This window comes from Campylobacter sp. BCW_4321 (genome assembly GCF_001763075.1).
Classification (GTDB): Bacteria; Campylobacterota; Campylobacteria; order Campylobacterales; family Campylobacteraceae; genus Campylobacter_D; species Campylobacter_D jejuni.
This window is the reverse complement of sequence record NZ_MJYA01000066.1, coordinates 17,000-30,196: the sequence shown is the minus strand read 5'-3', so window position 1 is coordinate 30,196 and position 13,197 is coordinate 17,000. Positions and strand designations below refer to the sequence as shown.

Genomic DNA, 13,197 nt, shown 5'->3' with positions numbered 1-13,197 from the left:
ATAAATCCTTATACATTGATCTTGAAAATTGACTCTGGATTTGTCTTTTTATCTCCATAAGCATTATTTGTTCCATCATTGATATCAAACATTTTATTTACTAAGCTATCAAGAAAATCTTTGACAATAAGAACAAATTTAGCATACTCTTTGTTTTTACTATGAAGGTTTTGAAGATTTTTTTTAAGTAGATCTAGTTTTTGTTTATCTTCATTATCTAAGAGTTCACTAAGCCCTTTTGTAGAGCTATTATTTAGCTCAACCAAGGCAACATCAAGTTGTTTTTTAGCTGTAATAAATTCGGCGATAAGTTTGTTTTTTTCTTCTACACTTGGCGTTACACTCTCATGTTTAGCCACTTTGATATTTTCTATATCTTCTTCGGTTAAAGCAATAAGTTTTGCTAAGATAGCATTTACTTCATCAAGTCTTTGTTTAAGCATATTTTCTCCTTTTCTCTCTCAAAAAAAGGAGAATGAAAATTTAGATTAAAGAGTCAGCAATCGCAGCAGCTGTAGCTTTTGTATCGATTTTATAAGTACCGTTTTTAATCTGCTCTGCGATTTTACTCGCTTTATCATTTTCCGTTTTTTGAGTATCGTTTGTTTTTGTTTCTTTATCTATTCTATTTGTATTTAATGTGGTATTTGCCACATAACTTTGTTGTATAGGATTGATCATTTCTGCCTCCTTGATCTTAGTTATAATCCTCTACAAACTATATCGACCCAAATTTAAAAAACTTAACCCCTTTCTTTTAAAAAATCGTATAATAATTTTGAAAAACCCATACCTCCACTTAAAGCTTTACTCATGGTATCGTTATACATGGAAGAGTATATTTCATCGCTGGCATCTTTTCCAAAGAGTGAATTTTGACTTTTTAAAGATACATCTAAAACTTGCTTTAAAAAAAATGCTTCAAAAGCATCCGTTTGTTCTTTTAAGGCTTCATCTTCTTTGCTCTTTGTAACTATATCATTATCATTTATTTTGATGCTTGATTCTAAACTTCTTGCTTTAGCTGCACGATCAAGTAAAGCACTATTCATACTATAAGTATTTAAAAAATTATCGATTTTCATTAGATGATCTCCAAATCCGCGTTAATTGCACCTGCACGCTTTAAATTTTCCATAATAGCGATAATGTCATTTGGGGTTGCTCCAAGTTTGTTAAGCATTCTAGCTATATTTGCAACTGTGCTTTTTGCATTGTTGATTCTTAAGGTATTTGAACTTGGATCTACAAAACCACCGTCTTTCATATCGATTTCATTTTGATTAGCTACTGAGTTATTATTTGGATCTATTTTTATGGTGATATCTTTATGAGTGATTAAAACAGGTTCTACCTCTACATCAACTCCAGCAATCACTGTTCCTGTTCTTTCATCAATGATAACTTTGCTTTGTGGTTTATAAGCTATATCTTGTTCTAAAACTCTTGCCATAAAATCAACATTTGAAAGATCTTCAGGTTTTTTGAGTTTTACTGTGCGAGAGTCGATGGCTTTAGCCACTTCTTCGCCAAAGACAGTATTTAAAACTCTTTCTATATCGTTTGCGGTTTTAAAATCTGCTACTTTTAAGCTTAAGGTTAGATCATTATTTTGACTAAAATTTTGTGGAATTTCTCTTTCTACATTAGCTCCGCCCATTACGGTTGCAGCAGTTGAGTGAGAACCTGCTCCTCCTGGTCTAGGTGTTAAACCTCCTGTTGAGATAGAGCCTTGTGCTATAGCATAAATTTCACCATCAATCCCACGAAGTGCAGTCAGTAAAAGTGTTCCGCCTTGTAAAGATTTTGCATCACCCATAGATGAAACGGTAATATCAAGTTTATCTCCGCTTTTTGCAAAGGCTGGAAGTTTGGCTGTAACCATAACGGCTGCGGTATTTTTTGATTTGATATCGTTAGGATCTACTTTGATATTCATACCTTGCAAAAGGTTTGAGATGGATTGTAGTGTAAATTTAGAGCTTGTTCCATCGCCGCTTCCATTAAGCCCTACAACAAGTCCATAACCTATAAGTTGGTTATCTCTTACACCTACAGTGTTTGCTACATCCTTGATTTGTACTGCAAAAATGCTTGTCATAAAGAGTAAAAATATCGTTAAAACTCTCATGGATTCTTCCTTTAATCTATTGTTGATGATAGATCAAGCAAGAAGTGTTCCAAGTAAGTTAAGAAGCGTAAAAGCTTAAGCTAGTTGATCCAAATTTCTTTTCTTTGACTTTTTGAAAATTTTGGATTTTTTCGGGAGTTTTTATGGTTGAGTGGTGTTCAAAAATGATTAAATTTAAAGCCTTTAAATCTAAATTTTCTAAAAAATGATAAATTTTTTCATAAATATCGCTAAAACCTTCCCTAATATCAAAAGGTGGATCAAGATATAAGATGATTTTATTTTTTGAATTTTCTATGAGTTTGGGTAAAATTTCAAAAGTATTTGCATGGATAACTTCTAAATTTGGATCTATATTTTTAGCATTTTCTAAAGCAATTTTATAGGCTTTTACATCAAGTTCTATAGCATAAGCTTTTAAAGCATAATTACTTAGTGCTTCAGCCGCCATTAAAGCACTTCCACCAAAGGCTTCAATGAAAATTTTATCTCTTAAATCTTCCCTTATTACATTAAAAACACAACTTTTTACTATGCTTTTAGTACTTCTTGTTGTTGTAAGACTAGGTAAAAGTAGTTTTTTCCCTTTGTATTTACCACTTTCTATATTTGTATAAAGCTTTGTTTCTTTGACTTTTTTTATTTTTTCTTTAGGGGAACTAATTTCTTGTTTTTGAAGAAATTTTTTTCTTTTTTCATTGTGATTAAAAAAGTCTTTAACGCTTATAAATTCATCATTCATCATTAAGTGCTTTTACGAGTTTGTTTTTAAGATCTTTTATGGCAAGATCGATTTTATTTTCATAATCTTTTTTAAATTCCAAAGCAATAGCGTCAATTTTTTCTTCAAGCAGTCTTTTTTGTTCAAGTGCAAGTTGTAAAGCTGCTGCTTTTAAAGCATTGTCAAATTCATTTAAAGACTCAAACAAGGCTTCTTTGCTAAATGGCACGCTTAAAAATGGAGAGTTCTTAGAGATGATAAATAAGGGTTTTGCGGTGTGAATTTTTTCATCGCTAATGATAAAATCACAATCTTTTTTCATTACCAAATGATCTTTTAAAAAAAGTTCTAAAGTTTTTTCTATGATGAGGTCTTTACATTCTAAAGAGATTTTCATATCAAACTAACCTTTAAAGTGTGATTTTTTAATGATGGAGCTTGTATACCTTGGATAAGGGCTAAAAACTCAAAACGACTTAAAATATAAAAGTCTTCAAATTCTCTCCCACTTGTTTGCATAAGTTTTTTAGCACAAGTATCAAAAAGATAAAAATCCTTTTCTTCTTTTACTACCATAAAATCAGCCCCGCTATCATAAGCGTCCAAAACAATATCTGCAGCCATTTTATAGCTTAGTGTGGGATTTAAATTCAGTAAAGTAAAGCCATTATTTTTTGTACTGTTTTCATAGGAAATAAATTTAGCCTCAAGTTTGGATTTTAAAGTATCACAAGCATTAAAACCATAAAAAGCTATATTGAAATCTTTAAAATTATGTTTAATTTCTTTAAGTTCTTTGATCTCATTATCAAAAGCATTGGTTTTAGGTAAATCAAAGTGTAAAATATTTTTATCAAAAAGCCCTAAATTTAAAATTTCATTTTGTAGGTTTTTGATCGTTGTTTCTAAAATTTCATTTTTGCTTTCAAGATGATAAAAAATACCCTTTTCTTTATCTGCTAGAGTTTTTAAAATTTCTATCTTTTTTTCAGGATATTTTTCTATCATTTTTGAGGCCAAATAAAACACTCCATCACCCATATATTCAGGAAGATAGTCTAAAATTTCACTTGCATAATATAAATAATCATATTTTGCATAAAGCTTTTTATCCTCTTCATCGCCAAATTTTTCAAGATATTTGTATTTGTCTAAAAAATCATTTTTATCGATGATAAGATCTTTAATAGCTCTTTTTGTACTTAAAGGCTCGATACAAAGATTAAAATCAAATTCTTTTGCTATTTTTTCTAAAGGTGTAAAAAGTGGTATGATTTGCTTATTTACCACTATGTAAGTGTCTTCATCTTTATCAAAATCAAAATAAATATCATCATCTTGAACTTGCAAAAGCAAATCATAAAAGCTTGCAAAATTTTCATAATTATCATAAATATAAGGTTTATAATAAGCCTCATAATCCTTGGTTTTATCAAATCTAAAAATTCTTAATTCTAATTTTTTCATGGTTTTTCCTTAAATATTTCTATATTATATAAAATTTTTCTAAAATTCACTAGAATTTAAAAGGAAATTTTATAAAATCACGCATTATGAATAAAGAAGATTTTATTATCAAAGCTTTTTTAAATGAAAAAAATGGCGATGATGGAGCTATTATTGATGATTGGTGTTTTAGCAAGGATTTGTTTTTTGAAAATGTGCATTTTAAAAGAGAGTGGCTTAGCTTAGAGCAAATCGCTACAAAAGCAATGCTTGTCAATATCTCGGATGCTATTTCAATGAATGCTGTACCAAAATACGCACTTTTAGGACTTGCTTTACCAAAAAATTTAAGCGAAAATGAGATCAAAGCCTTGCAAAAAGGTTTTTTAAAAACAGCTAGGAAATTTAATATAAAAATCATAGGCGGCGATACTATAAGCAATGATAAAATAGACATTAGTCTTACTATCATTTCAAAGATTAACGATAAAGCCGTTTTTAGAAAAGGTTTAAAAAAGGGACATTTGCTTGCTTATACAGGAAAATTAGGGCAAAGTTTAAAAGGGCTTGAAATTTTACAAAATGGGGGCACTTTAAAACCAAACCATGTATTTATAAAGCCAAAATTAAGAGCTAGTTTTTTTTATGAAATCGCACCTTTGATTTCTTGTGCTATGGATATTTCAGATGGTTTAAGTAAGGATTTATCAAGACTTTTAGCCTTAAATAAATGCGGTATTTCTTGGTTTAAAAAACTTGATGATTATACGCTTTATAGCGGAGAAGAATATGAAATTTTATTTGCTTTTGATGAAAAAGAACGGCAAAATATAGAAACAATAGCCAAAAAATACGGCGTGAAATTAAATATCTTTGGAAAAGCAGTGAAGGGAAAATATGAATTTAGCGGAAGAGAACACCATTTTTAAGCCTTTGTATAGTTTAAAACACAGTCCTATTAATGCGTATTTTAGTAAAAATAGCGATGATTTTGTAGTGCGTGAAAAGCCTTTGTATGAATTTAGCGGTAAGGGTGAGCATCTTATTTTACATATCAATAAAAAAGATTTAACCACAAATGAAGCTTTAAAAATTTTAAGCGAAGTAAGCGGGGTTAAAATAAAAGATTTTGGTTATGCAGGGCTTAAAGACAAGCAAGGATCAACCTTTCAATACCTTTCTATGCCTAAAAAATTTGAGAGTTTTTTGTCAAATTTTTCTCATCCTAAACTTAAAATTTTAGAAACTTTTATCCATGAAAACAAGCTAAGAATAGGGCATTTAAAAGGAAATTCTTTTTTCATACGCTTAAAAAAAGTAATGCCAAGTGATGTTTTAAAACTAGAACAAGCTTTGATGAATTTGGATAAACAAGGTTTTGCGAATTATTTTGGTTATCAGCGTTTTGGAAAATTTGGGGATAATTATAAAGAAGGGCTTGAAATTTTGCGTGGCAAAAAGATGAAAAATGTAAAAATGAAAGAGTTTTTAATTTCAGCTTTTCAAAGTGAGCTTTTTAATCGCTATTTAAGTAAAAGAGTGGAGTTATCACATTTTGCAAATGATTTTAGCGAAAAAGAATTGATCCAAATTTATAAAATTTCTAAAGAAGAAGCTAAGGAACTTAAAAAACAAGAGCAATTTTTTAAACTTTTAAAAGGCGAGGTTTTAGGGCATTATCCTTTTGGAAAGTGTTTTTTATGTGAGGATTTGAGAGCTGAGCTTGAGCGTTTTAGAGCAAGAGATATTAGTGCTATGGGACTTTTAATCGGTGCTAAGGCTTATGAAACAGGAGAAGGTTTGGCTTTAAATTTAGAAAATGAAATTTTTAAAGATGCTTTGGAGTTTAAGGCTAAAATGCAAGGTTCAAGACGCTTTATGTGGGGATATTTAGAAGAGTTAAAATGGCGTTATGATGAAGAAAAAGCTCATTTTTGTATAGAGTTTTTCTTACAAAAAGGCTCTTATGCTACTGTAGTTTTAGAAGAAATTTTGCATAATACAATCTTTAGTTAACTGCATATTCTGTTATGTTTTTTGTGCTATGACACCAAGGTCTACAATCCATTTTTGAAATGGCACAATATCTACAGAATGGCAAAGGTTTGGATATAAAGTTTAATATTTCATCGTAACTTGTAATTTTTTTAAGTTCAAGATAATCTCTATTAGAAATTTGCAAATTTTGTTTAAAGTAGCTATTAAAATATTTGATATTTGCTACTATAGGACATGGGTATACTATACCATCCTTTATTTGTATTCTTATATTAGCTCTGTGACAAATTGTAAAATTATCGAATGGATCGCTATCGCCTTTTAAATTTAAAGCTGTTTTAAAACTGGTTTTTTCTATGTTTTCATCATTGAAAAAAGATAGTGTTATGTTATATTCTTTGCATTTTTGTTTAATATTTTCCCAGTCAATTTTCAAGGGATATTTTGTAGGTCTTAGGATGTATTTTCTTCTAAAGCTTTCCAGAAAGAATTATCTTGTTTTGGGAGTAAAATTCCATTAGTAATTAACCAAATTGAGTTATTTTTAAAATATTTCCTTAAAATATAAAAATATTCTTTACAATCTTTATTCATCAAAGGTTCCCCTCCTGCTAAATAAAACTGTTCTACCATTCCTTCGGTAATGTGAAATATTCTTTGCACATCTTTTTCAAATTGATTTAATTCATAATAGCCTTTTTTAGCTATCTGAGAGAAATTATCGCAACTAAAACAATTTAAATTACAGTGTTCTGCTAAATGAAAACTAATACCGTGTAAAAAAGGCCTAGGAGTAATTTTTTTAATTTTTTCTGTTATACCCCCCCCCGTTGTCATATTGTTTAATAAAATATTATTTATTTTTTCTAGTTCTGTAATTCTAGATTGCAATTCTAAAATATGCTTATATTTCTTTTTAGTTTGTAGTTTTTTTACTAGTGATAATAGCCATTGTTTTAGTTTCATTAATTTTTCCTTTTTAAATTTTGTATGTTAATTAACCAAAATTTAATATACCCACCCCAATACCAATTTTTACTAGCCTTAATAAATTCTTCTCCTAATTTATAAGTAAAACATTCTTTTTCTTTTAAAGCTTCATTATAATCATGATAAGTTTCTAAAGGAGGTAAAGCTAAATTTGGATTTTTCTTTACTTTAAATTTATAAGCCTTTTGTTCTTGTTTATGTGAAATAACAATGCTTAATATTATAAAAGGCAAAGATAAAAAACCCAATACACTTTTAGAATTTAAAATCAAAGCTTGTCCTAGTCTATAAGAAAGTTGGTTTTGAATTCTTATTTTAGCTTTTCCATAGCGATTTTGGAAATTTAGCAGGTTTTGTTTTGCAATTAATAATTGATTTTTATTTTCTAAGGTTGTATTTAAATTATGAATTTGATTAGTTTGTTGTAAGATTATATTATTTTGGGAATTTATTTCTTTATTTTTTTAAATTGTGATAATCTAAGTTTTTCTATTTCTTTATTTTTTGAAAATAATTTTTCTTTGTACATATTTAATAAGAATTGTACATCTGAATTCTTATAAATAGATTCTTTATACTCCAAATCATAATCAAATAATGCAAAATCTTCCTTATAAAGCTCTGCTATTATATTGTATGTTTTTTCATTGTAATAATTTGAGAAAATTTCATGTTTACTGGAATTTGAATGAATTAAATTTCTATCAAAATTTAATTCGTTTTTAACTATTTTAAAATCATTATTTATATTTTCTAATTTACCTATAAAATTAACTAAAATATTTTTATTTTCATCACAGATAAATTTATATTGCGGAGTAAAATGTTGCCAAGATAGAATTTTATCTTTGATATTTTTATTTTTTAAAGCCAAAACAAATTGTTCAAAAGTATCAAAGTTTTTTAAAGTTTCATCTGCCCAATTTTTATCATAATCATTTCCACCACCTTTTTTAAGATAATGGAATGCAGAAACCATTCTGTCAAAAGGATTTCTTACAAAAGCAAAGGAAAAATAACTTTCAAATTTGTTTTTATCTTGATTGATATAGTCTAATGCTCTTACATGTCCAACAAGCCATTTGTCTGTTTCAAAAACAACTCGTTCTATACTTGTTCCAGCAACTTTTGGCACATGGATAAAGATACAACCATATTTATCGTGATAATCTTTAAACAATATTTAACTCCATCAAACAAGAATTTTTAAAATTTATTATGTAAAAATTTTTTACTCAAATATTTTTATTTTCTACATAAATTTTTTCAAGCATCAATATATCCATTTTCTTTAAGATAGTCTAAGATTATATCTACATTTTCATTAAGTTTGGCTTTGGAATTTTGCAAATGAATTTCAGGATTTTGAGGTTTTTCATAAGGACTGTCTATGCCTGTGAAATTTTTTATTTCTCCATTTCTTGCCTTTTTGTAAAGTCCTTTAGGATCTCTTTTTTCACAGAGTTCTAAAGGTGTATCTACGAAAATTTCTATAAATTCATCTTTTTTTACCAAAGATCTTGCTAAAACTCTATCGCTTTTAAAGGGCGAGATAAAAGCGCTTAGTATAATCAAACCACTATCAACAAAAAGTTTGCAAAGTTCTGCTATGCGTCTTATATTTTCCACTCTTGAGTTTTCATCAAAGCCCAAGTCTTTATTTAAACCCAAGCGAATATTATCTCCATCAAGCAAATAAGTATGAAAACCAAGCTCGTGTAATTTCTGTTCTAAAGCATTGGCAATGGTTGATTTTCCACTTGCACTAAGTCCTGTTAGCCAAAGTACACAAGGTTTTTGATTTTTAAGTTTTGATCTTTGTTCTTTGGTGATATTTGTGTTATGCCAAGTAAGATTTTTATCCATAAATATCCTAAAAATTAAAGATTAAAGGTACGCCTATAAGAACTATAGCACTATATACGATAGAAACAATGGCACCTATTTTTATAAAATCTGTCATTTTGTAATCACAAAGCGAGCTAACCATTAAATGAGTTTGGTATCCATGTGGTATCATAAACCCAGCACTAGCACCATAAGCTACAGCAAAGATGAAGGGCAAAGGATTTACTCCCAAGGTTTGAGCTGTGGCAAAACCTATAGGGAAAGCTAAGGCCGCAGCAGCGTTATTGGTAATAAATTCGGTTAAAAGTAGGGTTAAAAGATAAACTCCTATAAAACTTCCATAAACTCCATAATGTCCAAAAAAACCTGTGATAAGTTGAGCTAAATCTTTGGCAAGTCCGCTATCTACAAGTACTTTAGTAATTGCTAAAGAAGAGCCTACTATGATAAAAATATCAAAAGGAAAACGCCTTTTTATTTCATCAAGCTTGATAAATTTGCAAAGTAGTAAAAAGCCCAAACAAATAAGCAAAGCTTTGGTAAAAGAGATAAAATTTAAAGCCGAAAAAACAATAACACTTAAAAAAGCCATTATAGTCAATAAGCTTTTTTTAGCATCAAGTTTTTCGTTTTGTTTGATATTTGAAAGTAAATAAAAATTTTTAGCCAAATTATCCCTTAGGATAAAATCTTTACCCACAGCTAAAATCATTCTATCTCCAGCTTGCAAAACACTTTCGCCAATTTTTTTGATATGCACATCTCCTCTTTGTAAAGAAATAATAGCTGCGTCAAATTTAGATCTAAAATTAGCTTCTTTTACGCTTTTTCCAATTAAATTAGAAGTTGGAGAAATGATTGCATCGATAAATTTACTTTCTTTTAACTCATAACCATCTGCAAGTTTTAAGCCATCAAATTTATTTAGAGTTTCAAGTTGTGAAATATCTCCACTAAATATAAGTGTATCTTTTGCATTTATGATTTCATTATGTGAAACGGGGGTGATGCTTTGATTGTTTCTTTGAATTTCTACTAAAAATAAAAACTCTAAATTTCTAAGTTTGTTCTCTTCTATGCTTTTACCTATTAAAGAGCTATTTTCTAAAACTTTTAAAGCGATTAAATGTTCTTTTATATTTTTATCTTTATTTTCATAATGGGGCAATAATTTACTAAAAATCATCAAAACCAAAATCATTCCTATGCTTAAAGCTATACCTATATAAAAAAAATCAAACATTTTAAGACTTGGTAGTCCATTTTGCACCACAAAGGAATTGATGATTAAATTTGTAGAAGTTCCCACAAGAGTGATAACACCACCTACTATGGCAAAATAAGAAAGAGGGATTAAAAGCTTTGAAGGAGCTTGAAATTTATTGTTTTTTACTATACCCATAAAGCTTGCTACTACTGCGGTATTGTTTAAAAAGGCTGAAACCGCACAAGTAATTACACCTAATCTCAAAAGAGAAAGATTATAATTTTTTCCTATGATAAATTTACTTGCCCATTCTATAATGATAGTTTTTTCAACAGCGATAGAAACTAAAAGTAGTAACATGAGTGAAATTAAAGAATCATTTGTATAAGAACTTATCCAAGTTTTAAAATCAAGATAACCTAAAGCGTAGTAAAATCCTGCCAAACTTCCAAATAAAACAGCAGGCTTTATTTTGTTGCGTATGAGCAATATAAGTAGAATTAAAAGCGTGATACCTACTATGATTTTCATATTTTTCTACACCCCCATTCTGGATAGTTTTTTCTTATAAAAGCGTTAAATTCTATTTCAGCTTGAGTGTAAATTCTTTGGCTTTGCTGTGAATTTAAAATTTTTATTATCATACCTGCGGCCAAGGTTTCATTGCTATATTTATCGATGATAATAAATGATCCTAAGGTTTTATTATCTTTATACTCTTTAAGTGCTAAATTTTTATCTAGTTTTAAAGTACAATTTGCAATATCATTAAGTATTAAATTTGAGGCATTTTCTTCTTTAAAAGTATTGATATCTTTTTTATAGTTAATATTTTCAAATTTAACATTGCAAAGATTATGAGCTCTTTTTATAAGATAATTTTCATTAAGATTTAATTGTTTTTGACTCATCCATATAATCATAGCTTCAAAAGCATTGCTCATTTTAAGATCATGGTTGATAGATGTCAAAATATCGCCTCTAGAAATATCGATTTCATCTTCTAAACATAAACTTACGGCCATATTAACACAAGCTTCATTTTGACTTGGAATGATTTCATTTTCATCTAAAGCTCTTAAATCTTTAATATCATTTGTAATGATACTTTTAATTTTAGATTTTTGCATAGAAGGCAAGACTATAACTTCATCTTGTAATTTTACATAACCATTTGCTATATTTCCGCAAAAACTACGAAAATTTAAATGTGGGCGATTAACATACTGCACAGGCATGATAAAATCATTTTGAATGATTTTATTTATTTTAATTTCATCTAAAAGTGCAAGTAGAGTTTCGCCTTTATACCAAGATAAATTTCTACTTTTTTGAATGATATTTTCACCATTTAAAGCACAAATGGGAATAAAATGTGTTTGGATACCTTCTTGCAAATAAGGGATGATTTTTTCATAATCTTTACAAATATCATTGAAGATTTTTTCTTCGTAAGAAACTAGATCCATTTTGTTAATGGCAATGATAAAATTTTTAATACCAAGTAAGCTCACTATATAAGAATGCCTTTTAGTCTGCTTTAAAACCCCTTTTCTTGCATCAATTAAAATAATAGCAATATCTGCTGTACTTGCTCCTGTTGCCATGTTTCTAGTGTATTGTTCATGCCCTGGTGTATCAGCTATAATAAATTTGCGTTTATTACTGGTAAAAAATCTATAAGCCACATCTATGGTAATGCCTTGTTCTCTTTCGCTTGCAAGCCCATCTACTAAAAGTGCAAAATCAAGTTTATCTCCGGCATTCCCCATTTTTTTACTATCTTTTTCTAGAGTGCTTAATTGATCGCTAAAAAGAGCTTTAGTATCATAAAGCAATCTTCCTATAAGAGTGGATTTTCCATCATCAACGCTACCACAAGTGATAAAACGACAAAGTTCTTTATTTTCATGTTCTTTTAGATAATTTTCTACACTTTGCATTAAAAATATCCTTGTTGTTTTTTCTTTTCCATGCTAGCTTCTTCATCACTATCTATAAGTCTTCCCTGTCTTTCACTGGTTGTAGCTAGAAGCAGTTCTTCTATGATATCTAAAACACTTGTGGCATTTGAATTTATGGCTCCGGTTAGAGGATAGCAACCTAAGGTTCTAAATCTTACCATTTCTTCTTTAGCATTTTTTGCTAAATCTTTTGGCATTCTATCATCATCAACTAAAATTTTTGTTCCCATGTATTCAACTATAGGTCTTTTTTTGGCAAGATAAAGACTTGGTATAGGAATATTTTCAAGGTATATATACTGCCAAATATCAAGTTCAGTCCAATTGCTCAGCGGAAAAATTCTTATGGATTCTCCTTTTTTATGGCGTCCATTATATAAATTCCAAAGTTCTGGGCGTTGATTTTTAGGATCCCAAGTGTGATTTTCATCACGGAAGGAATAAATTCTCTCTTTTGCTCGTGATTTTTCCTCATCACGTCTAGCTCCTCCAAAAACAGCATCAAATTCGTATAAATCAAGCATTTGCTTTAAAGCTTGAGTTTTCATGATATCTGTATGCATATTTGAGCCATGTATAAAAGGGGATATATTTATTTCTTTGCCTTTTGGATTAGTATAAACGATAAGTTCCATACCGAGTTCTTTAGCTCTTTTATTACGAAATTCTATCATTTCTTTAAATTTCCAAGTCGTATCTACATGCACTAAAGGCAAAGGAGGAGTGGCTGGATAAAAAGCTTTTTGTAAAAGATGAAGCATCACTGAACTATCTTTACCTATGCTATAAAGCATAGCTGGCTTTTCAAATTCAGATATTACTTCACGCATGATGAAAATAGACTCACTTTCAAGTTGTCTTAGATGGGTAAGATTGAAAGTCATTTTAATCC

17 protein-coding genes are annotated in these 13,197 nt (G+C 29.1%); 2 read left to right on the top strand and 15 right to left on the bottom strand.

Features of this window, described 5'->3' with window-relative positions; all coding sequences use genetic code 11:
- Nucleotides 1-8 precede the first annotated feature (8 nt).
- From AJN58_RS09210 to AJN58_RS09180, 7 genes are all read right to left on the bottom strand, one after another.
- The gene (locus AJN58_RS09210; RefSeq protein WP_044778880.1) at nucleotides 9-443 is read right to left on the bottom strand and encodes a flagellar protein FlgN; all 435 of its coding nucleotides are present in this window, start codon (nucleotides 441-443) and stop codon (nucleotides 9-11) included.
- 40 nt (nucleotides 444-483) lie between these two features.
- The gene (flgM, locus tag AJN58_RS09205) at nucleotides 484-681 is read right to left on the bottom strand and encodes a flagellar biosynthesis anti-sigma factor FlgM (RefSeq protein ID WP_002792053.1); all 198 of its coding nucleotides are present in this window, start codon (nucleotides 679-681) and stop codon (nucleotides 484-486) included.
- 62 nt (nucleotides 682-743) lie between these two features.
- On the bottom strand, nucleotides 744-1,085 hold the full coding sequence (locus AJN58_RS09200) for a hypothetical protein (protein WP_002862122.1): 342 nt from the start codon (nucleotides 1,083-1,085) through the stop codon (nucleotides 744-746).
- Nucleotides 1,085-2,131, bottom strand: coding sequence for a flagellar basal body P-ring protein FlgI (locus AJN58_RS09195; RefSeq protein ID WP_002870893.1), 1,047 nt, complete (start codon nucleotides 2,129-2,131; stop codon nucleotides 1,085-1,087). Before AJN58_RS09195 ends, AJN58_RS09200 begins: the two co-directional genes overlap by 1 nt.
- Before the next feature lie 58 nt (nucleotides 2,132-2,189).
- The gene (gene rsmD / locus AJN58_RS09190) at nucleotides 2,190-2,873 is read right to left on the bottom strand and encodes a 16S rRNA (guanine(966)-N(2))-methyltransferase RsmD (protein WP_044778878.1); all 684 of its coding nucleotides are present in this window, start codon (nucleotides 2,871-2,873) and stop codon (nucleotides 2,190-2,192) included.
- The gene (locus AJN58_RS09185) at nucleotides 2,866-3,249 is read right to left on the bottom strand and encodes a hypothetical protein (RefSeq protein ID WP_002870895.1); all 384 of its coding nucleotides are present in this window, start codon (nucleotides 3,247-3,249) and stop codon (nucleotides 2,866-2,868) included. Before AJN58_RS09185 ends, rsmD begins: the two co-directional genes overlap by 8 nt.
- Nucleotides 3,246-4,319: a DUF5644 domain-containing protein gene (locus AJN58_RS09180; RefSeq protein ID WP_044778877.1), complete on the bottom strand. Its 1,074-nt coding sequence runs from the start codon at nucleotides 4,317-4,319 to the stop codon at nucleotides 3,246-3,248. The genes AJN58_RS09185 and AJN58_RS09180 overlap by 4 nt, the downstream gene beginning before the upstream one ends.
- 86 nt (nucleotides 4,320-4,405) lie before the next feature.
- Here AJN58_RS09180 and AJN58_RS09175 point away from each other — a divergent pair, with 86 nt between their 5' ends.
- Together AJN58_RS09175 and truD are read left to right on the top strand one after the other, a co-directional pair.
- Complete coding sequence (locus tag AJN58_RS09175) at nucleotides 4,406-5,227, top strand: thiamine-phosphate kinase (RefSeq protein WP_044778876.1); 822 nt, start codon at nucleotides 4,406-4,408, stop codon at nucleotides 5,225-5,227.
- The gene (gene truD / locus AJN58_RS09170; RefSeq protein ID WP_044778875.1) at nucleotides 5,196-6,314 is read left to right on the top strand and encodes a tRNA pseudouridine(13) synthase TruD; all 1,119 of its coding nucleotides are present in this window, start codon (nucleotides 5,196-5,198) and stop codon (nucleotides 6,312-6,314) included. The genes AJN58_RS09175 and truD overlap by 32 nt, the downstream gene beginning before the upstream one ends.
- On the opposite strand, the gene AJN58_RS10240 is transcribed toward truD, so the two are convergent.
- The 8 genes from AJN58_RS10240 to cysD all read right to left on the bottom strand — a co-directional run bounded on the left by AJN58_RS10240 (nucleotide 6,307) and on the right by cysD (nucleotide 13,189).
- On the bottom strand, nucleotides 6,307-6,732 hold the full coding sequence (locus AJN58_RS10240) for a hypothetical protein (protein ID WP_052521780.1): 426 nt from the start codon (nucleotides 6,730-6,732) through the stop codon (nucleotides 6,307-6,309). The two genes, truD and AJN58_RS10240, sit on opposite strands and share 8 nt — an antisense overlap.
- Before the next feature lie 17 nt (nucleotides 6,733-6,749).
- A complete protein-coding gene (locus AJN58_RS10235) occupies nucleotides 6,750-7,262 on the bottom strand; it encodes a radical SAM protein (protein WP_052521779.1) in 513 nt (170 codons plus the stop codon).
- Nucleotides 7,262-7,558 (bottom strand): hypothetical protein, encoded by a 297-nt coding sequence (locus tag AJN58_RS10450; RefSeq protein WP_261665687.1) that lies wholly within the window; start codon nucleotides 7,556-7,558, stop codon nucleotides 7,262-7,264. The genes AJN58_RS10235 and AJN58_RS10450 overlap by 1 nt, the downstream gene beginning before the upstream one ends.
- A 176-nt stretch (nucleotides 7,559-7,734) precedes the next feature.
- Complete coding sequence (locus AJN58_RS10445) at nucleotides 7,735-8,466, bottom strand: sulfotransferase family protein (RefSeq protein ID WP_261665686.1); 732 nt, start codon at nucleotides 8,464-8,466, stop codon at nucleotides 7,735-7,737.
- An 86-nt stretch (nucleotides 8,467-8,552) separates the two neighbouring features.
- Nucleotides 8,553-9,152, bottom strand: a complete 600-nt coding sequence (cysC, locus tag AJN58_RS09155) for an adenylyl-sulfate kinase (protein WP_044779302.1) — start codon at nucleotides 9,150-9,152, stop codon at nucleotides 8,553-8,555.
- A gap of 7 nt (nucleotides 9,153-9,159) precedes the next feature.
- Entirely contained in the window at nucleotides 9,160-10,872 is a 1,713-nt protein-coding gene (locus tag AJN58_RS09150) for an SLC13 family permease (RefSeq protein WP_044779301.1), read from the bottom strand.
- Complete coding sequence (cysN, locus tag AJN58_RS09145) at nucleotides 10,869-12,284, bottom strand: sulfate adenylyltransferase subunit CysN (protein WP_044779300.1); 1,416 nt, start codon at nucleotides 12,282-12,284, stop codon at nucleotides 10,869-10,871. Before cysN ends, AJN58_RS09150 begins: the two co-directional genes overlap by 4 nt.
- Nucleotides 12,284-13,189 (bottom strand): sulfate adenylyltransferase subunit CysD, encoded by a 906-nt coding sequence (gene cysD / locus AJN58_RS09140; RefSeq protein WP_044779298.1) that lies wholly within the window; start codon nucleotides 13,187-13,189, stop codon nucleotides 12,284-12,286. The genes cysN and cysD overlap by 1 nt, the downstream gene beginning before the upstream one ends.
- Nucleotides 13,190-13,197: the final 8 nt, after the last annotated feature.

Coding starts and splice junctions, on each gene's coding strand:
- AJN58_RS09210 (WP_044778880.1), bottom strand. CDS start 443: ATGCTTAAACAAAGACTTGATGAAGTAAATGCTATCTTAGCAAAACTT.
- flgM (WP_002792053.1), bottom strand. CDS start 681: ATGATCAATCCTATACAACAAAGTTATGTGGCAAATACCACATTAAAT.
- AJN58_RS09200 (WP_002862122.1), bottom strand. CDS start 1,085: ATGAAAATCGATAATTTTTTAAATACTTATAGTATGAATAGTGCTTTA.
- AJN58_RS09195 (WP_002870893.1), bottom strand. CDS start 2,131: ATGAGAGTTTTAACGATATTTTTACTCTTTATGACAAGCATTTTTGCA.
- rsmD (WP_044778878.1), bottom strand. CDS start 2,873: ATGAATGATGAATTTATAAGCGTTAAAGACTTTTTTAATCACAATGAA.
- AJN58_RS09185 (WP_002870895.1), bottom strand. CDS start 3,249: ATGAAAATCTCTTTAGAATGTAAAGACCTCATCATAGAAAAAACTTTA.
- AJN58_RS09180 (WP_044778877.1), bottom strand. CDS start 4,319: ATGAAAAAATTAGAATTAAGAATTTTTAGATTTGATAAAACCAAGGAT.
- AJN58_RS09175 (WP_044778876.1), top strand. CDS start 4,406: ATGAATAAAGAAGATTTTATTATCAAAGCTTTTTTAAATGAAAAAAAT.
- truD (WP_044778875.1), top strand. CDS start 5,196: ATGAATTTAGCGGAAGAGAACACCATTTTTAAGCCTTTGTATAGTTTA.
- AJN58_RS10235 (WP_052521779.1), bottom strand. CDS start 7,262: ATGAAACTAAAACAATGGCTATTATCACTAGTAAAAAAACTACAAACT.
- cysC (WP_044779302.1), bottom strand. CDS start 9,152: ATGGATAAAAATCTTACTTGGCATAACACAAATATCACCAAAGAACAA.
- AJN58_RS09150 (WP_044779301.1), bottom strand. CDS start 10,872: ATGAAAATCATAGTAGGTATCACGCTTTTAATTCTACTTATATTGCTC.
- cysN (WP_044779300.1), bottom strand. CDS start 12,284: ATGCAAAGTGTAGAAAATTATCTAAAAGAACATGAAAATAAAGAACTT.
- cysD (WP_044779298.1), bottom strand. CDS start 13,189: ATGACTTTCAATCTTACCCATCTAAGACAACTTGAAAGTGAGTCTATT.